The organism is Microvirga brassicacearum, from assembly GCF_008757455.1.
In the GTDB taxonomy this organism is placed as follows: Bacteria; Pseudomonadota; Alphaproteobacteria; order Rhizobiales; family Beijerinckiaceae; genus Microvirga; species Microvirga brassicacearum.
Genome location: NZ_VCMV01000055.1, coordinates 45,833 through 65,531, shown reverse-complemented (window position 1 = coordinate 65,531; position 19,699 = coordinate 45,833). Strand labels below are relative to the sequence as shown.

The window sequence follows — 19,699 nt, the reverse complement described above, 5'->3', positions numbered from 1 at the left end:
GTGAGGATCAGGGAATCGCCGTCGAGGCGAACCTGAATCGGCAGATTGCGGAACTTGGAACCAAGGTCGTCGGCGGTCTTGTAGAGGCCATTGACAGCAACGAGTTCCGCCTCGAATTTGCGGCAGAAGATTCGAGCGGTCGCATTCCCCGTGCAACCGGCGACGGCCCGTCCACGGAGTGAGCCGTAGATATGAATAGAACCTCCCGCCACGATCTCCGCGCCGGAAGCGACCGAGCCTAGAATAGTCACGTCGCCATTGGGGTGCAGGACTGACCGCCCGGAGCGGATGGAATCCTCAATCATCAGCGTCGGGTCTGCCGTCTCGCGGGTCAGCGGCGCCTTATCGAGATCGGCACGGTCGATGCCACTGGAAAGCTCTCCGCCGGTTAGGGCCTGTGGCATGTCCGCATCCATGACCGCGGGCGCTGCGCCTTCCAGACCGGCAATGCGGATGTCTCGCATTCGCATCGCGGCAAGAAGAAACTTGAGCTCCGACTTCGACGGCTTGAGCGTAGACACGTCGAGAACAACAGGCCGGCCGGAGAAGAACCCGGGCGAGTTCTGCGTCAGCGCGTCCAGGTCTTCCAGCCAGTCGCGCATCGGTACGACGGGTGCGAGAACCAGCGCCAAGAACGACTTGCCGCGGAAGCGAAGCGAGGGGCGGGGGTGGACGGCGATGGTCACGGCTGATGAAAATCCTGCAATGCCTCGATCTCGCCGCTTTAGGGTTAACGGCCAGTAAATTTTCACTCTCACGTTAACGATTCCGGCCGCTGTCCGAGCCAGTAGCGCAGGCGCCCGAAAGTCTCAGGCCTCGGCAAAGTCCCTGACAGGAAGCCCCAAACATGGGTTCTGGGCTTCGGGAAGCGAGAGGACGACGTGGCATCGACCCTGGCGACGCGCGGGATGGTTGCGCTTCGGCGTGACCGCACAATCCCACGCTCTTGCCTGGCGTGAGGACCGATCTACCCTGTGCCGGGTTAATGCGTAGGCTCTCTCACAATAGGAAAACCCGACGAGGCCGAACGTGACACAAGGATATCCCGACACACTGGACGTCCGGGTCATGAAGCGCCAAGACCTGGACCTCGCGATCGACTGGGCTGCCGCCGAGGGATGGAATCCGGGTCTCAACGATGCAGATTGCTTTGCAGCCGTTGATCCGAGCGGTTTCCTGATCGGGTGCCTCGGCGAGGAGCCGATCGCCTCCATCTCGGTCGTTCGGTACTCCCGCGCGTTCGGTTTTCTCGGCTTCTACATCGTCCGGCCGGATCAACGCGGACGAGGCTTCGGATATCACCTCTGGCAGGCCGGCATGGACTACCTCGGGGATCGCACGGTGGGTCTGGATGGTGTTGTGGCCCAGCAGGAGAAATATGCGCGATCCGGGTTCGTACTGGCGCACCGCAATGTCCGCTATGGCGGAACCCCTCAGACCGAGCCCCCTCGGGACGACCGTCTGCGGCAAGTGAGTCCGGAGATCATGGACGCCATTCTGGACTATGACCGGCCGTTCTTTGCCGCGCCGCGCGAGGCCTTTCTGCGCTGCTGGCTCAAACCCGATATGCGCAGCGCCATTGCCTTCATCGAAGACGGGACCGTCAAGGGTTATGGCGTCATCCGAGCCTGCCGACACGGCCACAAGATCGGGCCGCTCTTCGCCGACAGCGAACGCGAGGCTGATTTGTTGTTTCAGGCGCTTGCATCGCGGGCAAAAGCAGATTCGGTCTTCCTGGATTTGCCCGAGCCAAACCAAGCTGCCGTTCAGCTCGCCGCGCATTACAGCCTGTCACCGGTGTTTGAGACAGCCCGGATGTACCGCGGTGAGAGACCAGACTTGCCGCTTTCCCGAACGTACGGGATTTCGACCTTCGAGCTGGGGTAATCTCCGCATTTCAGCGTTTGTCATGGCAAGTGAGATCCCGCTGTAGTCTCCGCCAAGTGGAGGTGGCGGTTACCGGTTTTTTTCCGACAACGGAGGCCATCGCCTCTTGCGGCCACCATCGTATCCAGAGAATCAGAGCTGGGCGGGCCATCAGCGTTTACCGCATTCCATCGGCCTGCAGGTCCGGCGCCAATCACGGCTGCACAGCCCAGTCGGAAAGCTGGGCAATCACTTTGCCAATCACGGCCTGGTTCAAAGTGAGTAGCATGTTGCGACCATCACATTGATGAGCGAGGCGGGCGGCAACTGTCGGGCCCGCGCTCCGCTGGCCCCGTTGCCGACCCGCCCCGCTGATGCCGCGAATTATTGCGGGATGCGCTTGTCGTATTCCGCTTTCAGCGCTGCCCAGTTCCGCCAGAAGAACGGCAGCTCCTCGCCGCGTAGGCGTGCCTCGAAGACGTCCATATGGGCGTGCCAGCCGGCGGAGACACCGAGCATCTGGCTGCGGTTCGGCAGCTTGCTGTGAGTGATCGTGAGCAGGATCTCACTGCCCTTGGGCTCGAGTTCGAAGGTTACCTCGCTGCCGCCGTCCCAGCCGAAAGCGAGCAGGCGGGGCGGATCGAGCCGGGTGATCAGGCTCTCCTGCCGGTGCTCCTCGCTAAACCCGGGCGGACGCTCCTCGCGGTGATCTGTCAGGTCGTCGTTGCGCCAGACGAGGTCGACCTTGCCGCCGACCCGCAGATCCATGTGGCCGGTCGCCAGCCATTTTCCGCGAAGCTCGCTCTCGGTGATGTAAGACCAGACCTTTTCGATGGGGCCGGGTAGCAGGCGTTGCAGTCGCACTGTCGCGGGCTCCGTCACGACGCCATAGGCGCTGGGGGTCATAGTGTCAGTCATTGTCGTCTCCTTGGTCGTTTCCTTGGGGGGCAGGGGTTTCGTCCCGGCGCAGCAGGCCCTCGAGAATGTCGAGGCGGCCGGTCCAGAAGCGTTCGTAGAAGCCAATCCACTCGTGCGCGTCCTCAAGCGGGCGCGGCTCCAGCCGGCAGAAGTGGGTCCGGCCCTTCACCGTCCGGCTGACAAGGCCGGCACGCTCCAGCGCCTTGATGTGCTTGGAGGCGGCGGCCAGCGAGATGTCGAAGGGGGCGGCGAGTTCCCCGACCGTCCGCTGCCCATTAGAAAGGTCGCGCAACATCCGGCGGCGCGTGGCATCGCCGAGGGCGTGAAACACGGCGTCGAGCCGGGATGTCTGTAATTCAACCATGTGGTTGAGAATGAGGCCGGGCCGAGGGATTGTCAACTCATTGGTTGAATGTTTTTGCCGGCGGCCGGACACCAGGTTCGCCCGCTCCTGATTTTCCCGCTTGTAACCGCCACCAAGGTAATTTAGTTGCATCGTCTTCTCGAAATCTTCTCCCAGGTTGCATCTCATGTTTGCGCGCGCCGCCGCCGTCGTTCTGCTGGCTTTCGCCTTGTCCGGCTGCATTACTGCGGCCAACACCCTGTCGCCCGACCAGATCTCGTCCTTGCGGCTTCAGTCGGTCGAGGTGAAGATCGCGCCGAACGCCCGCATTTCATGGGGCGACGGCGAAATCGCCTATGCCAAGACCAAGGGGGCGGCCGCCCAGAGCGCCGAATTCTCTGCCGATACGGATGAAGGCCGGGCATTCGTGCGGAACGTGATCTCCGATCGGCTGCGCAGCGCCATGCTGGCGGCGATTGGCCCGGAACTGGCCGGCGCTCGGCCGGTGAAACTTGCGGTGCGGGTTCACGAGGTCAGGATATCGTCCGCGATCCAACGGGTGATTCTGGGCGGCGACCACACGATTCAGGCCGATGTCGAACTCCTTGACGCCAAGACCGCCACGCCGCTTCTCTCGCTTCCTTCCCACCACGTGCTGGTCAAGGGCGGGGGAGGGCCGCTTGGCGTCGTGCTCGACAATCTCGTCCGGGACGAGCCGATCGACCTCGTGACCAAGGACTATGCGCGGCAATATCGAAATTGGCTCTTGCGGAAATAGTCCAATCGCAATATCGGACGCCACAGCTTTCATCACATCCCAGCTCGGTAAGGTACAGAACGATGGGCAAGGAAAAGTTTCAGCGGAACAAGCCGCACTGCAATATCGGGACGATTGGCCACGTTGACCATGGCAAGACGTCTTTGACGGCAGCGATCACGAAGGTTCTGGCGGAGTCGGGCGGGGCGACGTTTACGGCGTACGACCAGATCGACAAGGCGCCGGAAGAGAAGGCACGCGGGATCACGATCTCGACGGCGCACGTGGAATACGAGACGGCGAACCGTCACTATGCGCACGTGGATTGCCCTGGCCACGCCGACTACGTGAAGAACATGATCACGGGTGCAGCGCAGATGGACGGCGCGATCCTGGTGGTGTCGTCGGCTGACGGCCCGATGCCGCAGACGCGCGAGCACATCCTTCTGGCGCGCCAGGTCGGCGTTCCGGCTCTGGTGGTGTTCATGAACAAGGTCGACATGGTCGACGACGCGGAGCTTCTGGAGCTGGTCGAGCTCGAGGTGCGCGAGCTGTTGTCGAAATACGATTTCCCCGGCGACGACATCCCGATCGTCAAGGGTTCGGCGTTGTGCGCGCTGGAAGACCGGTCGCCGGAGATCGGCCGCGAGGCGGTGTTGAAGCTGATGGAAGCGGTCGATGCCTATATCCCGCAGCCGGAGCGTCCGATCGACCTGCCGTTCCTGATGCCGATCGAGGACGTGTTCTCGATCTCGGGCCGCGGCACGGTGGTGACGGGTCGCGTCGAGCGCGGCATCGTCAAGGTCGGCGAGGAAGTCGAGATCGTCGGCCTGAAGGACACGGTCAAGACGACGGTGACGGGCGTCGAGATGTTCCGCAAGCTGCTCGATCAGGGCCAGGCCGGCGACAACGTGGGCGTTCTGCTGCGCGGCACCAAGCGCGAGGACGTGGAGCGCGGTCAGGTTCTGTGCAAGCCCGGTTCGATCAAGCCGCACACCAAGTTCAAGGCCGAGGCCTACATCCTGACCAAGGAGGAGGGTGGCCGTCATACGCCGTTCTTCACCAACTATCGTCCGCAATTCTACTTCCGGACGACGGACGTGACGGGTGTGGTGACGCTGCCTGAAGGCACCGAGATGGTGATGCCGGGCGACAACATCTCGATGGACGTTCAGCTGATCGTCCCGATCGCCATGGAAGAGAAGCTGCGCTTCGCCATCCGCGAAGGCGGCCGCACCGTCGGTGCCGGCGTCGTCGCGCAGGTCATGGACTAATTCAGAGGATCAAAGAAGGTGACCGGCGAACGGTCGGTCTCCTTCTTTTGGAACAGGTCAAGCCATGAACCAGAATATTCGCATTCGCCTTAAGGCGTTCGACCACCGGATCCTCGACGCATCGACACGCGAAATCGTGTCGACTGCGAAGCGGACCGGCGCCCAGGTACGCGGGCCCATCCCGCTGCCGACGCGCATCGAGCGCTTTACGGTTCTTCGCTCGCCTCACATCGACAAGAAGTCGCGTGAGCAATTCGAGATGCGCACTCACAAGCGTGTTCTCGATATCGTGGACCCCACACCCCAGACGGTGGACGCGCTGATGAAGCTCGACCTCGCCGCGGGCGTGGACGTGGAGATCAAGCTCTAAGCCTTTGGCTTGGAGCTTTCGGTAGGACACGCCGAGAGGATACGCACATGCGCTCAGGCGTCATTGCACAGAAGTTGGGGATGACACGCATCTTTACGGATGCGGGTGAACACGTCCCGGTAACAGTCTTGAAGGTCGATCACTGTCAGGTGGTTGCCCATCGGACGATGGACAAGAATGGCTATACGGCGCTGCAGGTCGGCGTCGGCACGGCCAAGGTCAAGAACGTTTCGAAGGCCGAGCGTGGACGGTTCGCCGTCGCCAACGTCGAGCCGAAGCGCAAGATCGCGGAATTCCGCGTCTCCGAGGATGCAGTCATCCCCGTCGGCGCCGAAATCACCGCCGATCACTTCATCGCGGGGCAGTTCGTGGACGTCACGGGCACCACGATGGGTAAGGGCTTCGCCGGCGGTATGAAGCGCTGGAACTTCGGCGGTCTGCGCGCCACTCACGGTGTTTCCGTGTCGCACCGCTCGATCGGTTCGACCGGTGGCCGTCAGGACCCGGGCAAGACCTTCAAGAACAAGAAGATGCCCGGTCACCTCGGCGCCGAGCGCGTCACGACGCAGAATCTGCGCGTGGTGTCGACCGATGTCGAGCGCGGTCTGATCCTGGTCGAGGGTGCCGTTCCCGGCGTCGCCGGCGGATGGATCTACATCCGTGACGCGGTGAAGCGGAAGCTGCCGACCGACGTGCCGATGCCCGGCAAGTTCCGGACTGGCGCGAACGGTTCTGCGGCCGTCGAGACGGCTCCGCAGGCTCAAGAGGAGAACGCGTGATGAAGCTTGATATCACCACGCTCGAAGGCAAGAGCGCCGGTTCGGTGGATCTGAACGAGACGATTTTCGGTCTCGATCCCCGCGCCGACCTGCTTGCCCGTTGCGTCCGCTGGCAGCTCGCAAAGCGCCAGGCCGGCACGCACGCCACGAAGGGCCGTTCGGACATCAACCGCACGACCAAGAAGCTGTACAAGCAAAAGGGCACCGGTAACGCCCGCCACGGCGCCGCAAGCGCTCCCCAGTTCCGGGGTGGTGGTCGTGCCTTCGGTCCGGTCGTTCGCTCTCATGCGCATGACCTGCCGAAGAAGGTCCGCGCGCTTGCTCTGCGGCACGCTTTGTCGTCGAAGGTCAAGGATGCGTCGCTCATCATCATCGATGACGTGAAGCTCTCGGATCCGAAGACGAAGGGTCTCATCGAACGCTTCGGCAAGATGGGCCTTGGCAGCGCATTGATCATCGGCGGTGTCGAGATCGAGGCGAACTTCCAGCGGGCTGCTCGCAACATCCCGAACATCGACGTCCTGCCGGTGCAGGGCATCAACGTCTATGACATCCTTCGCCGCGAGAAGCTCGTTCTCACGAAGGCGGCTGTCGATGCGCTGGAGGCGCGCTTCAAATGAGCCTGGACCCGCGCCACTACGATGTGATCGTGAGCCCGGTCATCACCGAGAAGGCCACGACCCTGTCCGATCAGAACAAGGTCGTCTTCAAGGTGAGCCCGACGGCCACGAAGCCGCAGATCAAAGAAGCGGTCGAGAAGTTGTTCGACGTCAAGGTGAAGAGCGTGAACACGCTCGTCACCAAAGGCAAAGTGAAGATTTTCCGCGGTATGCGCGGTCAGCGGTCGGATGTGAAGAAGGCGGTTGTGACCCTCGAAGAGGGCCAAACCATCGACGTCACGACGGGCCTCTGAGCGGTTGAGGAAGTGATCTCATGGCTTTGAAGACTTTCAAACCAATCACCCCCGGCCTGCGGCAGTTGGTGATCGTCGACCGCAGCGAGCTCTACAAGGGCAAGCCGGTCAAGTCGCTGACGGAGGGCAAGAGCTCCTCCGGCGGCCGTAACAATATGGGTCGTGTCACCGTCCGCTTTCGCGGCGGCGGTCACAAGCGGACCCTGCGCAATGTCGACTTCAAGCGTCGTGGACGCATGGGCGATGTGGCTGTCGTGGACCGGATCGAGTATGATCCGAACCGCACCGCCTTCATCGCGCTGATCCGCTACGCCGATGGCGAGCTGTCCTACATCCTGGCCCCGCAGCGTCTTGCTGTCGGCGATCCGGTGTCGGCTGGCGAGCAGGTCGACATCAAGCCGGGCAACGCGATGCCGATCGGCAACATGCCGGTGGGAACGATCATCCACAACGTCGAGCTGAAGATCGGCCGTGGCGGCGCTATCGCCCGCTCTGCCGGCACCTACGCTCAGATCGTTGGTCGTGACCAGGGCTACGTCACGGTTCGCCTGAATTCCGGCGAGCAGCGTCTGGTCCATGGCAATTGCTTCGCCACCGTCGGCGCCGTGTCCAACCCCGACCACATGAATACGTCGTTGGGCAAGGCAGGTCGCACGCGCTGGCTCGGCAGGCGTCCGCATAACCGCGGCGTGACCATGAACCCGATCGATCACCCGCACGGTGGTGGTGAGGGTCGCACCTCGGGCGGTCGCCATCCGGTGACGCCGTGGGGCATTCCGACCAAGGGCAAGAAAACCCGTTCGAACAAGCGGACCGACAAGTTCATCGTGTCGAGCCGCCACGCGCGGAAGAAATAAGGACAGAGGCACGTCATGGCACGTTCGCTTTGGAAGGGCCCGTTTGTTGACGGCTACCTCCTCAAGAAGGCCGAGGCTGCCCGTGGTGCGGGCCGCAGCGAGGTCATCAAGATCTGGAGCCGTCGCTCCACGATCCTGCCGCAGTTCGTCGGCCTCACTTTCGGGGTCTACAACGGTCAGAAGCATATTCCCGTCTACGTGAGCGAGGAAATGGTCGGTCACAAGTTCGGCGAGTTCTCGCCGACCCGGACCTTCCACGGTCACGCAGCGGACAAGAAGGCGAGGAGGAAGTAATGGGTAAGACCGCTACTCCCCGCGCGCTCAGCGACTCGGAGGCGAAAGCCGTCGCTCGCATGCTGCGCGTCAGCCCGCAGAAGCTCAACCTTGTTGCCCAGCTCATTCGCGGCAAGAAGGTCGGCACCGCTCTCGCGGATCTCGAGTTCTCGCGCAAGCGGATCGCTCGTGACGTGAAGAAGTGCCTCGAGAGCGCCATCGCCAATGCCGAGAACAACCACAACCTCGATGTGGACGATCTCGTCGTCAGCCAGGCCTTCGTCGGCAAGGCGCTCGTGATGAAGCGCTTCCATGCCCGCGCTCGCGGCCGGGGCGCTCGTATCTTGAAGCCCTTCTCGAACCTGACGATCGTGGTTCGTGAAGTCGCCGAACAACAGCAGGCTTAAGGAGCACCAGATGGGTCAGAAAGTTAACCCGATCGGTCTTCGGCTCGGCATCAACCGGACCTGGGACAGCCGCTGGTTCGCCGGCAAGGGCGAATACGCCAAGCTGATGCACGAGGATATGGCGATCCGCGAAGCGCTCATGAAGCAGCTCAAGCAGGCCGCCGTTTCGAAGATCGTGATCGAGCGTCCGCACCGGAAGTGCCGGGTCACCATTCACTCGGGTCGTCCGGGCGTGGTCATCGGCAAGAAGGGCGCGGATATCGAGAAGCTGCGCAAGCTCGTCAACAAGATGACGAATGCCGATGTGGCCATCAACATCGTCGAAGTCCGCAAGCCGGAAGTCGACGCGACGCTGGTGGCGGATTCGATCGCTCAGCAGCTCGAGCGCCGCGTTGCTTTCCGCCGCGCCATGAAGCGCGCCGTTCAGTCGGCGATGCGTCTTGGAGCAGAGGGCATCCGGATCAACTGCGCGGGTCGTCTCGGTGGTGCCGAGATCGCCCGTCAGGAATGGTATCGCGAAGGCCGCGTTCCGCTGCACACGCTGCGGGCGGATGTCGATTACGGCACGGCAACGGCTTTCACGACCTATGGCACCTGCGGCATCAAGGTCTGGATCTTCAAGGGCGAAATCCTTGAGCACGACCCGATGGCGCAGGACAAGCGGATGAACGAAGAGGGAGGCCGCTCGGGTGGCCGCCGCGAGCACGCGGCGTAAGCCCTTAGAGGGGTCAGGAGAGGTTTGCCATGCTGCAACCGAAGAAAACCAAATTCCGTAAGCAGTTCAAGGGCCGGATTTCCGGTACCGCGAAAGGTGGTACGGACCTCAATTTCGGCCAGTTCGGGCTGAAGGCGATGGAACCCGAGCGTGTCAACGCTCGTCAGATCGAAGCGGCTCGCCGTGCGATCACGCGCGCCATGAAGCGTGCGGGTCGTGTGTGGATCCGTATTTTCCCGGACGTGCCGGTTTCGTCGAAGCCGACGGAAGTCCGCATGGGTAAAGGCAAGGGCGCTCCCGAATTCTGGGCCGCCCGCGTCAAGCCGGGTCGCATCATGTTCGAGATCGACGGCGTGTCGGAGGATGTCGCCCGCGAGGCACTTCGTCTCGGTGCCGCCAAGCTCCCGATCAAGGTGCGTTTCATCCAACGTATCGCCGAGTAAGGAGGGCATCATGAAGTCGAAACAGAGATCCTCCGACATCAAGGCGATGTCGACGGACCAATTGTCGGATGAATTGCTGAACCTGAAGAAGGAGCAGTTCAACCTCCGCTTCCAGCGCGCCACCGGCCAGCTCGAAAACACAGGACGCGTCACCGAGGTCCGCAGGGACATCGCACGCGTCAAGACGCAGCAGCGCCAAAAAACCGCTGCGGCGAAGGCTTAAAGGGGAACAAGATGCCGAAGCGCGTTTTGCAGGGCGTCGTTGTCAGCGACAAGCAGGACAAGACGGTCGTCGTGAAGGTGGAACGTCGTTTCACGCACCCGGTCATGAAGAAGACCGTGCGTCGGACGAAGAACTACCACGCTCACGACGAGAACAACGTTGCGAAGGTGGGCGACCAGGTTTCCATCGAGGAATCGAAGCCGCTCTCCAAGCTCAAGACCTGGGTGCTCTTGGACCAGACGAAGGCGTAAAGCTTTTCGGTCCGGAAGCGGAATGCTTTCGGCTGGGACTTGTCTAACGGGGGCGGCTCGTGTATACGGCCGCCTTTCTCGACATGAAGGGCAGGGGACTGCAGATCCCCATCAGGCGTAGTCCGGGAAGGCAATCGTGCCTTTGGCCCGGAAACCTGTCTGAAACAAAGGAAAGGATCAAAGCCATGATCCAGATGCAGACGAATCTGGACGTCGCCGACAATTCCGGCGCGCGTCGCGTGATGTGCATCAAGGTTCTCGGCGGTTCGAAGCGTAAATACGCTTCCGTCGGCGATATTATCGTCGTCTCCGTTAAAGAAGCCATCCCGCGCGGTCGCGTGAAGAAGGGCGACGTCATGAAGGCGGTCGTCGTTCGCACCGCCAAGGACATCCGTCGCGCCGACGGTTCGGTGATCCGGTTCGACCGGAATGCCGCCGTTCTGATCAACAATCAGAAAGAGCCGGTCGGTACGCGTATCTTCGGCCCCGTTCCTCGTGAACTGCGCGCCAAGAATCACATGAAAATCATCTCGCTTGCGCCGGAGGTGCTCTAATGGCCGCGAAGATCAAGAAGGGCGATAAGGTCGTCATTCTGGCCGGTCGCGACAAGGGCAAGACCGGCGAAGTCGTGCAGGTGATGCCGAAGGAGGAGCGTGCGCTCGTCCGTGGCGTCAACCTGGTCAAGCGCCACCAGCGCCAGACGGGAGCCCAAGAGGCCGGCATCATCTCGAAAGAGGCGCCGCTTCACCTGTCGAACCTGGCCTATGCGGACCCGAAGGACGGCAAGCCGACCCGGGTTGGTTTTAAAACTCTGGACGACGGCCGCAAGGTCCGGTTCGCCAAGCGTTCGGGAGACCTGATCGATGGCTAAGGCCCAGGTGGACGGCTACACTCCGCGCATGAAGCAGCACTACGAAGACGTAGTGCGCCCGGCGCTGATCGAAGAATTCGGCTACAAGAACCCCATGGAAGTGCCGACGATCACCAAGATCGTCCTCAACATGGGCGTTGGCGAGTCGACGGCGGATTCGAAGAAGGCCACCGTGGCCGCTGCGGATCTGGCGCTCATCGCCGGTCAGAAGCCGGTCATCACGAAGGCCCGCAAGGCGATCTCGCAGTTCAAGGTCCGCGAGAACATGCCGATCGGCGCCAAGGTGACGCTCCGCAAGACTCGCATGTTCGAGTTCATGGATCGTCTCGTGACGATCGCTCTGCCTCGCGTTCGCGACTTCCGGGGCCTCAACCCCAAGTCGTTCGACGGCCGCGGCAACTACGCGCTCGGCATCAAGGAGCACCTTGTGTTCCCTGAGATCAACTACGACAAGGTCGAGCAAGTCTGGGGCATGGACGTGGTCATCGCAACTTCCGCGAAGACCGACGACGAGGCCCGCGCACTCCTGCGCCACTTCAACTTCCCGTTCCGGCAGTGAGAACATCCGTTCTCAGACGCGGACACTGGAGAAATATCAATGGCTAAAAAAAGCGCTATCGAGAAGAACAAGCACCGTCGCGAACTGGTGAAGAAATTCGCCGGCCGCCGCGAGCGCCTCCTGGCGGTCGCGAACGACGAGTCGAAATCCATGGAGGAGCGCTTCGACGCGCGCCTCAAGCTGGCTGAGCTGCCGCGCAATTCCAGCGCGACGCGCATCCGCAACCGCTGCGAAGTGACCGGCCGTCCGCGGGCTTATTACCGCAAGCTCGGCATGTCCCGCATCGCTCTGCGCGAGCTGGGTTCACAAGGCCTGATTCCAGGTCTCGTGAAGTCGAGCTGGTAAGGGAGAGCATCCATGATCAATGATCCATTGGGCGATATGCTCACCCGTATCCGCAACGCGCAGATGCGTCGTCGCGGGACCGTGTCCACCCCTGGCTCGAAGCTTCGCGCTCGTGTCCTCGAGGTCCTCAAGACCGAGGGATACATCCGCGACTACTCGCAGACCGAGTTCGGCAATGGCCGGACGGAGTTCTCGATCGAGCTCAAGTACTACGACGGCCAGCCGGTGATCCGCTCGATCCAGCGTGTCTCCAAGCCCGGTCGGCGCGTGTACGCCTCCGTCGACGCCATGCCCCGCGTGGCCGACGGCTTGGGCATCACCATTCTGTCGACGCCTCAGGGCGTGATGGCCGATCATGAGGCTCGCGAGAAGAACGTGGGCGGCGAAGTGCTCTGCCAGGTCTTCTAAGGCATCGCGTCCTGGAAGATTGAAGCATCAGCACAGAACCACGGAGATTCGAAAATGTCTCGAGTAGGCAAAAAGCCCGTCCCGGTTCCGTCAGGTGTGACGGCGACCGTCGAGGGTCAGAACGTTAAGATGAAGGGTGCGAAGGGCGAGCTTTCGTTTGTCGTGCCTGATGAAGTCACAGTCGCGCTTGAGAATGGTGCGGTCGCGGTGAACCCGCGCGACGATTCCAAGAGCGCCCGTGCGAAATGGGGCATGTCCCGTTCTCAGCTGGCAAACCTGGCGGAGGGCGTCTCCAAGGGCTTCGAGAAGCGCCTGGAGATCAACGGCGTCGGCTACAAGGCCGCCGTTGCCGGCAAGATCCTCAAGCTTTCGCTCGGCTACAGCCACGACATCGACTACGAGATCCCGGCCGGCGTGACCATCGTCACTCCCAAGCCGACCGAAGTGGTCGTGACGGGCACCGACAAGCAGAAAGTTGGTCAGGCGGCTGCTGAAATCCGCGATTACCGCGGCCCCGAGCCCTACAAGGGCAAGGGCGTCAAGTACGCTGGCGAATTCATCTTCCGCAAGGAAGGCAAGAAGAAGTAAGGACGACGCATCATGGCTGAGAAACAAGGCGCTGAAGATCGCCGCAAGGCTCGTGTGCGCCGTGCGATCAAGAAAGCTGCTAACGGTCGCCCGCGCCTGTCGGTCTTCCGTTCTTCCAAGCAGATCTATGCCCAGATCATCGACGACGTCCGCGGCGTGACCGTTGCGGCCGCATCGACGATCGAGAAGGACGTCAAGGGCAAGCTGAAGACCGGCGCCACCGTCGAGGCGGCGAAGGAAGTCGGCAAGCTCGTGGCCGAGCGCGCGACGAAGGCCGGCGTCAAGCAGGTCATCTTCGACCGCTCGGGCTACCTGTTCCACGGACGTGTGAAGGCTCTGGCCGACGCCGCCCGCGAAGGTGGTCTCGACTTCTAAGGCATAGCCTGACACGCAGATCCTGCTTTCGAAGCGCGGTTCTGCGACGGGTATCGAGGTTCCGCACCTTTCGGATCGATTGTGATTCGGCCAGGTGCGATACGGCGGACAACGTTTTTTATTCACCCTTAGCGAGCAGGCCCGCCGCCTGCGCAAGTGAGAGGTCTTATGGCAAGAGAACCCAGAGAACGCGATCGCGATGACCGCGACAGCGAATTCGTCGATCGGTTGGTTCACATCAACCGCGTCGCCAAAGTCGTGAAGGGCGGCCGTCGTTTCGGCTTCGCCGCACTCGTCGTCGTTGGCGACCAGAAGGGCCGCGTCGGCTTCGGCCACGGCAAGGCTCGCGAAGTTCCGGAAGCGATCCGCAAGGCAACGGAAGCCGCCAAGCGCGGCCTGATCCGCGTGGCGCTCCGCGAAGGCCGCACCCTGCATCATGACGTGAACGGCCGCCACGGCGCCGGCAAGGTCATCTTGCGGTCGGCTCCCCAGGGTACCGGCATCATCGCCGGCGGACCGATGCGCGCCGTCTTCGAGACGCTCGGCATGCAGGACGTCGTCGCCAAGTCGCTTGGCTCGTCGAACCCCTACAACCTCGTTCGCGCAACTTTCGACGCGCTCAAGAACGAGGATAGCCCGCGCTCGGTTGCCGCGCGCCGTGGCTTGAAGGTTTCGACGCTCCAGGGCCGCCGCCGCGACGCATCCGACGCCGACGTCGTCGGCTCAGAAGCGTAAGGGAGGCTCATCATGGCAAAGAAGCCTGCCGCAGCAGCAACAACACTCACCGTTGAGCAGACCGGTTCTCCGATCCGCCGCGATGGCAGCCAGCGCGCGACGCTGGTCGGCCTGAAGCTCAACAAGCTCCACCGGACCTCGACTCTTTCCGACACCCCTTCGGTGCGCGGCATGATCGCAAAGGTCAAGCACCTCGTTCGTGTCGTCTCCGACGACAAGAACGCCGGGCAGTGAGGAGAGCGTCATGAAACTCAATGAAATTCGTGACAACGAAGGCGCGACCAAGAACCGGATGCGTGTCGGCCGTGGTATCGGTTCCGGCAAGGGCAAGACCGGCGGTCGTGGCGTGAAGGGCCAGACGTCCCGTTCGGGCGTCGCCATCAAGGGCTTCGAAGGCGGCCAGATGCCGCTGCATCGTCGCCTGCCCAAGCGCGGCTTCAACAACATTAACGCCCGTGACCTCAACGAGGTCAATGTCGGCCGCATCCAGCAGGCGATCGAGGCCGGCAAGCTCGACAAGAGCGCGCCGATCACGGTCGAGTCGCTGGTCGCAGCCGGCGTGGTCTCGAAGGCCCGCGATGGTGTGAAGATCCTCGGCGTGGGTGAACTCAAGACCAAGCTTTCCTTCCAGGTCATCGGCGCGTCGAAATCGGCCGTCGAAGCGATCGAGAAGGCGGGCGGCTCGGTTTCCCTTCTGGGCGCCGTTGCAGAGGCGTGAGCCTCATCCCACATTGATCGAGATCCAAGCGGCGGCCCGCGTCTGATCGTGCGGCCGCCGTTTTCGTGATGACCACCCGGTATTTTTAGTCCGCACGTATCCAGTATTTCGGGGACGACACCATGGCTTCAGCAGCCGAACAACTTGCCGCAAACATCAACTTCGGCTCGATCGCCAAAGCGGAAGAGTTGAAGAAGCGCATTTGGTTCACCCTCGGTGCGCTGATCATCTATCGCCTCGGCACCTACATTCCGCTGCCGGGCATCGACCCGGAGGCGCTGCGCCAGAGCTTCCAGGGCGCGAGCGGCGGTGTTCTCGGCCTCTTCAACATGTTCTCCGGCGGCGCCGTCGAGCGCATGGCGATCTTTGCCCTGAACATCATGCCGTACATTTCGGCCTCGATCATCGTTCAGCTTCTGACCTCGGTGCTGCCGACGCTCGAAGCCCTCAAGAAAGAGGGTGAATCGGGCCGCAAGATTCTCAACCAATACACGCGCTATCTAACCGTCCTGTTGGCCGTGTTCCAGTCCTGGGGCATCGCGGTCGGGTTGCAGAGCTCCGGCACGATCGTCCTCTCGCCCGGTCCGTTCTTCCTCATCTCGTCGGTTATTACGCTGACCGGCGGCACGCTGTTCCTGATGTGGCTCGGCGAGCAGATCACGTCGCGCGGCATCGGCAACGGGACCTCGCTCATCATCTTCGCGGGCATCGTCGCGAACCTGCCGAGCGCGATCGCCGGCACCCTCGAGCTCGGCCGTCAGGGCGCGATCTCCACCGGCCTGATCATCGGCGTGATCGTGATGGTCTGCGCCATCATCTACTTCGTGGTGTTCATGGAGCGCGCCCAGCGCCGCTTGCTCATCAATTATCCAAAGCGCCAGGTCGGCAACAAGCTCTATGAGGGCCAGACCTCGTTCCTGCCGCTCAAGCTCAACACCTCCGGCGTGATCCCGCCGATCTTCGCCTCGTCGCTGTTGCTGCTTCCCGCGACCATCGCCAGCTTCCAGGCGACCTCCGACGGCACCGGCTGGATCTCGCTGCTGACGACCTATCTGGGCCACGGTCGGCCGGCCTACATGTTCCTGTATGCGGCGCTGATCGTGTTCTTCGCTTTCTTCTACACCGCCATCGTGTTCAACCCGACGGAGACGGCGGACAACCTGAAGAAGCAGGGCGGTTTCATTCCCGGCATTCGTCCCGGCGAGCGCACGGCCGACTTTATCGATCAGGTGTTGACACGCATCACCGTTATCGGTGCAGCATATCTGGTCATCATCTGCCTGATTCCAGAGATTCTGGTTTCGTACGCGGCGCTGCCGTTCTATTTCGGCGGCACCTCGCTCCTGATCGTCGTGTCCGTGACGATGGACACGGTCGCGCAGGTCCACGGCCACCTCATGGCCCACCAATATGAGGGGCTCGTGAAGAAGGCCAAGCTCAAGGGCAGCCGGCGGCGTTAAGAAATCGGCTCCTGCCGTCAGGCGGGAGATTCGGCGAAGGCAGGGGGACGTCGATGAGAATTATTCTGCTCGGGCCGCCAGGGGCCGGTAAAGGCACCCAGGCCGTACGTCTGGTCGAGCGGTTGGGCATTCCCCAATTGTCGACCGGCGACATGCTCCGCGCAGCGGTTGCAGCCGGAACCCCGATCGGCGTCAAGGCCAAGGCGATCATGGATCGCGGCGACCTGGTTTCCGACGATGTGGTGATCGGCATCATCGCCGACCGGATCGAGGAGCAGGACGCGCGCCAGGGCTTCATTCTCGACGGCTTTCCCCGCACGGTCGCGCAGGCCGAGGCGTTTGATCGGACGCTCGCCGAGAAGGGTCTCAAACTCGACGCGGTGATTGAGTTCAAGGTCAACGAGAAGGAACTCGTGGACCGCATCGTCCGCCGCGCCGCCGAAACCGAAGCCCGGGGCGAGCCGGTCCGCAAGGACGACAACCCCGACGTCTTCAAGACCCGCCTGGAAGCCTTCCGCACCCAAACCGCGCCGCTCTCCGCCTATTATGCCGGGAAGGGTTCGCTCAAGACTGTCGACGGCATGCGGCCGATCGACGAGGTCACCGACGCGATCAAGGGGATTCTCGGGCGGTAAGGCGGTGCCTGCGTTCCGCGAAAGCGACCCGTCATGGCCATATCGGTTAAGCTCAGGGTTCTGGAAGGGGTTTACGGGATCGCTCGGCTCGGTCCGACGGAACCTTTCCCCGCTTGGGCGGACGGCGAAGGATTTGTCAGCATCAGCCGCTCGCCGGACGAACTCTCCATCGTATGCCTGGAGAATCGCATCGTGGCCGGCGTGCAGAAGGACGGTGGCTGGACCGGATTTCAGCTCGTGGGTCCGTTCGCTTTCGGCGAGACCGGGATCATTCTGTCGGTGATCCGCCCCCTCTCGGAGGAGGGGATTGGCGTTTTCGTCGTCTCGACCTTCGACGGCGATCACCTCCTGGTGAAGCAGGAGGATGCCAGCCGGGTGATGCGGCTTCTATCGGAGGCAGGGCACGTGATCGGTACGATTGGTTAGCTTGGAATCGCCGGCGGAATCGACTTCGTGCAGCGACCGGGAGCCTCGACACTTCAGCTTTCAGCCCCGCTTGAATGAGAAGCTCCCGAACGCCGATGACACCGGCCTCATCAGCTCCACATGGCCTCGTAGTGGCTCTGGATCTGCCCGGGCGTCAGCTCGTAATCGTAGATCGCCATCTTTCCCACCGCTCCCTGGAAGAACGACCGGAAGTCACGCGTTCCGATGCGCAGCGGGGAATCCCCGTCGCCGGGCGAGATCAGATGCGGGGTGGTCGGATCGGGCCAGTATTCCAGCAGCGAATCCATGTCGTCCCAGGGAGTGGATGAAACCGTCGGCGCATTGCTGCCGTCGCGGTAAATCCGGGTGTATCCGGGATCCTGCGCATCGTCGGGTGTCGTGTTGATCACCAGCACATAATGGATCCAGTCGCCCGCCGCGAGGTCATCCTGGAAATAGGAGCCGATTCCGCGCCCGCCTTCCAGATTGAAAGCATAGCCGGAGATCCGGTTCTCGCGCCACGGAATGTCGGTGTTGGTGGCCCCGTACATGCGCGCCGCCCATTCCATTTGAGCGGAATGCGTGCCGTCGCCGAGCTCGCCCTTGCCGAGCCAATGCACGTAGCCGCTTCCTTCTTGCTTCGGAAAGATCAGGGTATCGGGACGAAGCCAGGCCTCCACCGTCAGCACACCCGTTTTCGCGACTGACAGGTCTGGCGAATCGGCGAACTCGAAATAGCTGCCTTGACCGTCAAAGACGGCGGCGCGGTCACCATTCGGCATCAATGTGGCCGTCACGTCGTGATAGGTGCCCGCTCTCGTGGGGTTGGCAGAATCGCTTTCCGAGTTCGCCAGGCCCGCCCGGGACAAGGGAACGAAGAGGGTAGGGCGGTCGAGAAGAACGGCGCGGTCATAGGCGCTGGTGAACGGTCCCGGAACGGGCGGTGGAAGTGGTGCGACTTTGCCGTCCGGGGCCCAGGGCAGGATATCGCGCCCGAGCACTAGGCCGACAGGCCTGTTCGCCAGCACGATCTCGAACTCGGCCTCCGGATCCGCGTCGGTATTTCCCGAGAGAAGACCGGTTGCGTCGTCATAGCGGAGTTGCCCGGGGGCGTTGAAGGGGACGCCATCCGTCAACAGCACCGTGAAGGCGTTGATCCCCGCCTTCGAGAGATCGGCATCGACGGCCGAGAGATCGATCTTGTCCCCTCCAGCCGTGAAGTCGGTGATGGTGTCGCGGGCGCTGCCGGTCGTATCGGCGGGGGAGGCGAACACGAAGGTATCGTGACCCGCGCCGCCCGTCATTCGGTCGGCTCCACCGCCGCCAATGAGCCGGTCGTTGCCGGGGCCGCCATCGAGCACGTCCCGGCCAAAGCCGCCGCCGAGCGTGTCGTGATGGCTGCCGCCAATGAGCCTGTCGTCGCCGCGGCCACCATCGAGGGCATCTCGCCCGGTGCCGCCGCTGAGCCTGTCGTTATGGGTGCCGCCGCTGAGCTTGTCGTTGCCCGAGCCGCCACTGAGCACGTCCCGCCCGGCGCCTCCGATGAGCCTGTCGTTCTGCGCCCCGCCGCTCAACCGGTCATGGCCGCGGCCGCCGTCGAGCCGGTCCCGGGCAGCGCCGCCGATCAAGACATCGTTGCCGCTGCTTCCTCTCATCACGCTCTCCTGCTTTCCGTTGCTCGGCCCGGAGGTGCCGCAATGTCCACTAGGCCGCGACGACCACGGCGCCAGTATCCGTCAGTGTTCAGCCCCGCAGGTTCGACGTTTCAAAATGTTCTATGAGGGCCTGCAAATTCCCGGAATCGATACATTGTTTCAGCAAGCAACCTAGACTGAGGGACTCGGGTGATCAACTTGATCGAGAGCTTCCTGTGACCGGGATGTGACCTCCGTCACTGCGGGTGATATTCGGCACCGCGCGTGTTACTTGGCACCGGCCGGTCCTTGGCATCGGATGCTCGCGTGGTCGGGTGAGGCCTGACAAAGCGCCGACGCCGGGGCGATGCTGGATCATGAGCCTTGACGCGGCGGCATTGCTGCTCTAAGGAACCCGCTCTCGTAAAGAAATACGCGACCCGGAGTGCCTTGTGAGAGGCCGCTCCGGATTGTTGTGTTCGATAAGCCCGCGCAGGGGCCGGCCTCCACCGGACGCGCGATAAACATCCTCAGAAGCCTCAGGGCTTCACCCCGA

General features: G+C 62.5%; 31 protein-coding genes. 27 read left to right on the top strand and 4 right to left on the bottom strand.

Annotated elements, in window-relative coordinates:
- On the bottom strand, nucleotides 1-686 hold a 686-nt coding region (gene minC / locus FEZ63_RS21400; protein ID WP_201274242.1), incomplete at its 3' end, for a septum site-determining protein MinC.
- Between the two features lie 343 nt (nucleotides 687-1,029).
- Between minC and FEZ63_RS21395 the strand changes: the two genes are divergently transcribed.
- A complete protein-coding gene (locus FEZ63_RS21395) occupies nucleotides 1,030-1,887 on the top strand; it encodes a GNAT family N-acetyltransferase (protein ID WP_420846318.1) in 858 nt (285 codons plus the stop codon).
- Nucleotides 1,888-2,250: 363 nt separating this feature from the next.
- Here FEZ63_RS21395 and FEZ63_RS21390 read toward each other — a convergent pair whose 3' ends face one another.
- On the bottom strand, nucleotides 2,251-2,784 hold the full coding sequence (locus FEZ63_RS21390) for an SRPBCC family protein (RefSeq protein ID WP_150948401.1): 534 nt from the start codon (nucleotides 2,782-2,784) through the stop codon (nucleotides 2,251-2,253).
- On the bottom strand, nucleotides 2,777-3,148 hold the full coding sequence (locus tag FEZ63_RS21385) for an ArsR/SmtB family transcription factor (protein ID WP_150948420.1): 372 nt from the start codon (nucleotides 3,146-3,148) through the stop codon (nucleotides 2,777-2,779). Before FEZ63_RS21385 ends, FEZ63_RS21390 begins: the two co-directional genes overlap by 8 nt.
- 166 nt (nucleotides 3,149-3,314) lie before the next feature.
- On the opposite strand from FEZ63_RS21385, the gene FEZ63_RS21380 reads away from it, so the two are divergent.
- The 26 genes from FEZ63_RS21380 to FEZ63_RS21255 all read left to right on the top strand — a co-directional run bounded on the left by FEZ63_RS21380 (nucleotide 3,315) and on the right by FEZ63_RS21255 (nucleotide 17,509).
- Nucleotides 3,315-3,905, top strand: a complete 591-nt coding sequence (locus FEZ63_RS21380; protein ID WP_150948398.1) for a hypothetical protein — start codon at nucleotides 3,315-3,317, stop codon at nucleotides 3,903-3,905.
- A gap of 62 nt (nucleotides 3,906-3,967) precedes the next feature.
- Nucleotides 3,968-5,158 carry an elongation factor Tu gene (tuf, locus tag FEZ63_RS21375; RefSeq protein WP_150948395.1) on the top strand — a complete coding sequence of 397 codons (1,191 nt, stop codon included), beginning with the start codon at nucleotides 3,968-3,970 and terminating at the stop codon, nucleotides 5,156-5,158.
- Nucleotides 5,159-5,222: 64 nt separating this feature from the next.
- A complete protein-coding gene (gene rpsJ / locus FEZ63_RS21370) occupies nucleotides 5,223-5,528 on the top strand; it encodes a 30S ribosomal protein S10 (protein WP_150948393.1) in 306 nt (101 codons plus the stop codon).
- Nucleotides 5,529-5,575: 47 nt separating this feature from the next.
- Nucleotides 5,576-6,307: a 50S ribosomal protein L3 gene (gene rplC / locus FEZ63_RS21365; RefSeq protein ID WP_150948390.1), complete on the top strand. Its 732-nt coding sequence runs from the start codon at nucleotides 5,576-5,578 to the stop codon at nucleotides 6,305-6,307.
- Nucleotides 6,307-6,927, top strand: a complete 621-nt coding sequence (gene rplD, locus FEZ63_RS21360; RefSeq protein ID WP_150948386.1) for a 50S ribosomal protein L4 — start codon at nucleotides 6,307-6,309, stop codon at nucleotides 6,925-6,927. The genes rplC and rplD overlap by 1 nt, the downstream gene beginning before the upstream one ends.
- Complete coding sequence (locus FEZ63_RS21355) at nucleotides 6,924-7,220, top strand: 50S ribosomal protein L23 (protein WP_150948383.1); 297 nt, start codon at nucleotides 6,924-6,926, stop codon at nucleotides 7,218-7,220. The genes rplD and FEZ63_RS21355 overlap by 4 nt, the downstream gene beginning before the upstream one ends.
- Nucleotides 7,221-7,240: 20 nt before the next feature.
- Nucleotides 7,241-8,077, top strand: a complete 837-nt coding sequence (gene rplB, locus FEZ63_RS21350; RefSeq protein ID WP_150948380.1) for a 50S ribosomal protein L2 — start codon at nucleotides 7,241-7,243, stop codon at nucleotides 8,075-8,077.
- A 15-nt stretch (nucleotides 8,078-8,092) separates the two neighbouring features.
- Nucleotides 8,093-8,371 carry a 30S ribosomal protein S19 gene (rpsS, locus tag FEZ63_RS21345; RefSeq protein ID WP_150948377.1) on the top strand — a complete coding sequence of 93 codons (279 nt, stop codon included), beginning with the start codon at nucleotides 8,093-8,095 and terminating at the stop codon, nucleotides 8,369-8,371.
- Nucleotides 8,371-8,757 (top strand): 50S ribosomal protein L22, encoded by a 387-nt coding sequence (gene rplV, locus FEZ63_RS21340; protein ID WP_150948374.1) that lies wholly within the window; start codon nucleotides 8,371-8,373, stop codon nucleotides 8,755-8,757. The genes rpsS and rplV overlap by 1 nt, the downstream gene beginning before the upstream one ends.
- 10 nt (nucleotides 8,758-8,767) lie before the next feature.
- Nucleotides 8,768-9,472, top strand: a complete 705-nt coding sequence (rpsC, locus tag FEZ63_RS21335) for a 30S ribosomal protein S3 (protein WP_150948371.1) — start codon at nucleotides 8,768-8,770, stop codon at nucleotides 9,470-9,472.
- Nucleotides 9,473-9,501: 29 nt separating this feature from the next.
- Nucleotides 9,502-9,915, top strand: coding sequence for a 50S ribosomal protein L16 (gene rplP / locus FEZ63_RS21330; RefSeq protein ID WP_150948368.1), 414 nt, complete (start codon nucleotides 9,502-9,504; stop codon nucleotides 9,913-9,915).
- Between the two features lie 10 nt (nucleotides 9,916-9,925).
- A complete protein-coding gene (gene rpmC / locus FEZ63_RS21325) occupies nucleotides 9,926-10,138 on the top strand; it encodes a 50S ribosomal protein L29 (protein WP_150948364.1) in 213 nt (70 codons plus the stop codon).
- 11 nt (nucleotides 10,139-10,149) lie between these two features.
- Complete coding sequence (rpsQ, locus tag FEZ63_RS21320) at nucleotides 10,150-10,389, top strand: 30S ribosomal protein S17 (RefSeq protein WP_150948362.1); 240 nt, start codon at nucleotides 10,150-10,152, stop codon at nucleotides 10,387-10,389.
- 185 nt (nucleotides 10,390-10,574) lie between these two features.
- Nucleotides 10,575-10,943 (top strand): 50S ribosomal protein L14, encoded by a 369-nt coding sequence (rplN, locus tag FEZ63_RS21315; protein WP_009764309.1) that lies wholly within the window; start codon nucleotides 10,575-10,577, stop codon nucleotides 10,941-10,943.
- On the top strand, nucleotides 10,943-11,260 hold the full coding sequence (gene rplX, locus FEZ63_RS21310) for a 50S ribosomal protein L24 (protein ID WP_150948358.1): 318 nt from the start codon (nucleotides 10,943-10,945) through the stop codon (nucleotides 11,258-11,260). The genes rplN and rplX overlap by 1 nt, the downstream gene beginning before the upstream one ends.
- Nucleotides 11,253-11,819 carry a 50S ribosomal protein L5 gene (rplE, locus tag FEZ63_RS21305; RefSeq protein ID WP_150948353.1) on the top strand — a complete coding sequence of 189 codons (567 nt, stop codon included), beginning with the start codon at nucleotides 11,253-11,255 and terminating at the stop codon, nucleotides 11,817-11,819. The genes rplX and rplE overlap by 8 nt, the downstream gene beginning before the upstream one ends.
- 39 nt (nucleotides 11,820-11,858) lie before the next feature.
- The gene (rpsN, locus tag FEZ63_RS21300; RefSeq protein WP_150948348.1) at nucleotides 11,859-12,164 is read left to right on the top strand and encodes a 30S ribosomal protein S14; all 306 of its coding nucleotides are present in this window, start codon (nucleotides 11,859-11,861) and stop codon (nucleotides 12,162-12,164) included.
- 12 nt (nucleotides 12,165-12,176) lie between these two features.
- A complete protein-coding gene (gene rpsH, locus FEZ63_RS21295; RefSeq protein WP_150948344.1) occupies nucleotides 12,177-12,572 on the top strand; it encodes a 30S ribosomal protein S8 in 396 nt (131 codons plus the stop codon).
- 54 nt (nucleotides 12,573-12,626) lie between these two features.
- Nucleotides 12,627-13,160, top strand: a complete 534-nt coding sequence (rplF, locus tag FEZ63_RS21290; protein WP_150948339.1) for a 50S ribosomal protein L6 — start codon at nucleotides 12,627-12,629, stop codon at nucleotides 13,158-13,160.
- Nucleotides 13,161-13,172: 12 nt separating this feature from the next.
- Complete coding sequence (gene rplR / locus FEZ63_RS21285; RefSeq protein ID WP_150948336.1) at nucleotides 13,173-13,535, top strand: 50S ribosomal protein L18; 363 nt, start codon at nucleotides 13,173-13,175, stop codon at nucleotides 13,533-13,535.
- 168 nt (nucleotides 13,536-13,703) lie between these two features.
- Nucleotides 13,704-14,270, top strand: coding sequence for a 30S ribosomal protein S5 (gene rpsE / locus FEZ63_RS21280; RefSeq protein ID WP_150948333.1), 567 nt, complete (start codon nucleotides 13,704-13,706; stop codon nucleotides 14,268-14,270).
- Nucleotides 14,271-14,282: 12 nt separating this feature from the next.
- Nucleotides 14,283-14,504, top strand: a complete 222-nt coding sequence (rpmD, locus tag FEZ63_RS21275) for a 50S ribosomal protein L30 (protein ID WP_150948329.1) — start codon at nucleotides 14,283-14,285, stop codon at nucleotides 14,502-14,504.
- Between the two features lie 10 nt (nucleotides 14,505-14,514).
- Nucleotides 14,515-14,988, top strand: coding sequence for a 50S ribosomal protein L15 (gene rplO / locus FEZ63_RS21270; protein WP_150948326.1), 474 nt, complete (start codon nucleotides 14,515-14,517; stop codon nucleotides 14,986-14,988).
- Between the two features lie 122 nt (nucleotides 14,989-15,110).
- Entirely contained in the window at nucleotides 15,111-16,448 is a 1,338-nt protein-coding gene (gene secY / locus FEZ63_RS21265) for a preprotein translocase subunit SecY (RefSeq protein WP_150948323.1), read from the top strand.
- 53 nt (nucleotides 16,449-16,501) lie between these two features.
- A complete protein-coding gene (locus tag FEZ63_RS21260) occupies nucleotides 16,502-17,083 on the top strand; it encodes an adenylate kinase (RefSeq protein WP_150948319.1) in 582 nt (193 codons plus the stop codon).
- A gap of 33 nt (nucleotides 17,084-17,116) precedes the next feature.
- Nucleotides 17,117-17,509, top strand: a complete 393-nt coding sequence (locus tag FEZ63_RS21255; RefSeq protein ID WP_150948315.1) for an ACT domain-containing protein — start codon at nucleotides 17,117-17,119, stop codon at nucleotides 17,507-17,509.
- 110 nt (nucleotides 17,510-17,619) lie between these two features.
- Here FEZ63_RS21255 and FEZ63_RS25265 read toward each other — a convergent pair whose 3' ends face one another.
- A complete protein-coding gene (locus FEZ63_RS25265; RefSeq protein ID WP_201274241.1) occupies nucleotides 17,620-19,164 on the bottom strand; it encodes a M10 family metallopeptidase C-terminal domain-containing protein in 1,545 nt (514 codons plus the stop codon).
- Between the last annotated feature and the right edge of the window lie 535 nt (nucleotides 19,165-19,699).

Coding starts and splice junctions, on each gene's coding strand:
- FEZ63_RS21390 (WP_150948401.1), bottom strand. CDS start 2,784: ATGACTGACACTATGACCCCCAGCGCCTATGGCGTCGTGACGGAGCCC.
- FEZ63_RS21385 (WP_150948420.1), bottom strand. CDS start 3,148: ATGGTTGAATTACAGACATCCCGGCTCGACGCCGTGTTTCACGCCCTC.
- FEZ63_RS21380 (WP_150948398.1), top strand. CDS start 3,315: ATGTTTGCGCGCGCCGCCGCCGTCGTTCTGCTGGCTTTCGCCTTGTCC.
- tuf (WP_150948395.1), top strand. CDS start 3,968: ATGGGCAAGGAAAAGTTTCAGCGGAACAAGCCGCACTGCAATATCGGG.
- rpsJ (WP_150948393.1), top strand. CDS start 5,223: ATGAACCAGAATATTCGCATTCGCCTTAAGGCGTTCGACCACCGGATC.
- rplC (WP_150948390.1), top strand. CDS start 5,576: ATGCGCTCAGGCGTCATTGCACAGAAGTTGGGGATGACACGCATCTTT.
- rplD (WP_150948386.1), top strand. CDS start 6,307: ATGAAGCTTGATATCACCACGCTCGAAGGCAAGAGCGCCGGTTCGGTG.
- FEZ63_RS21355 (WP_150948383.1), top strand. CDS start 6,924: ATGAGCCTGGACCCGCGCCACTACGATGTGATCGTGAGCCCGGTCATC.
- rplB (WP_150948380.1), top strand. CDS start 7,241: ATGGCTTTGAAGACTTTCAAACCAATCACCCCCGGCCTGCGGCAGTTG.
- rpsS (WP_150948377.1), top strand. CDS start 8,093: ATGGCACGTTCGCTTTGGAAGGGCCCGTTTGTTGACGGCTACCTCCTC.
- rplV (WP_150948374.1), top strand. CDS start 8,371: ATGGGTAAGACCGCTACTCCCCGCGCGCTCAGCGACTCGGAGGCGAAA.
- rpsC (WP_150948371.1), top strand. CDS start 8,768: ATGGGTCAGAAAGTTAACCCGATCGGTCTTCGGCTCGGCATCAACCGG.
- rplP (WP_150948368.1), top strand. CDS start 9,502: ATGCTGCAACCGAAGAAAACCAAATTCCGTAAGCAGTTCAAGGGCCGG.
- rpmC (WP_150948364.1), top strand. CDS start 9,926: ATGAAGTCGAAACAGAGATCCTCCGACATCAAGGCGATGTCGACGGAC.
- rpsQ (WP_150948362.1), top strand. CDS start 10,150: ATGCCGAAGCGCGTTTTGCAGGGCGTCGTTGTCAGCGACAAGCAGGAC.
- rplN (WP_009764309.1), top strand. CDS start 10,575: ATGATCCAGATGCAGACGAATCTGGACGTCGCCGACAATTCCGGCGCG.
- rplX (WP_150948358.1), top strand. CDS start 10,943: ATGGCCGCGAAGATCAAGAAGGGCGATAAGGTCGTCATTCTGGCCGGT.
- rplE (WP_150948353.1), top strand. CDS start 11,253: ATGGCTAAGGCCCAGGTGGACGGCTACACTCCGCGCATGAAGCAGCAC.
- rpsN (WP_150948348.1), top strand. CDS start 11,859: ATGGCTAAAAAAAGCGCTATCGAGAAGAACAAGCACCGTCGCGAACTG.
- rpsH (WP_150948344.1), top strand. CDS start 12,177: ATGATCAATGATCCATTGGGCGATATGCTCACCCGTATCCGCAACGCG.
- rplF (WP_150948339.1), top strand. CDS start 12,627: ATGTCTCGAGTAGGCAAAAAGCCCGTCCCGGTTCCGTCAGGTGTGACG.
- rplR (WP_150948336.1), top strand. CDS start 13,173: ATGGCTGAGAAACAAGGCGCTGAAGATCGCCGCAAGGCTCGTGTGCGC.
- rpsE (WP_150948333.1), top strand. CDS start 13,704: ATGGCAAGAGAACCCAGAGAACGCGATCGCGATGACCGCGACAGCGAA.
- rpmD (WP_150948329.1), top strand. CDS start 14,283: ATGGCAAAGAAGCCTGCCGCAGCAGCAACAACACTCACCGTTGAGCAG.
- rplO (WP_150948326.1), top strand. CDS start 14,515: ATGAAACTCAATGAAATTCGTGACAACGAAGGCGCGACCAAGAACCGG.
- secY (WP_150948323.1), top strand. CDS start 15,111: ATGGCTTCAGCAGCCGAACAACTTGCCGCAAACATCAACTTCGGCTCG.
- FEZ63_RS21260 (WP_150948319.1), top strand. CDS start 16,502: ATGAGAATTATTCTGCTCGGGCCGCCAGGGGCCGGTAAAGGCACCCAG.
- FEZ63_RS21255 (WP_150948315.1), top strand. CDS start 17,117: ATGGCCATATCGGTTAAGCTCAGGGTTCTGGAAGGGGTTTACGGGATC.
- FEZ63_RS25265 (WP_201274241.1), bottom strand. CDS start 19,164: ATGAGAGGAAGCAGCGGCAACGATGTCTTGATCGGCGGCGCTGCCCGG.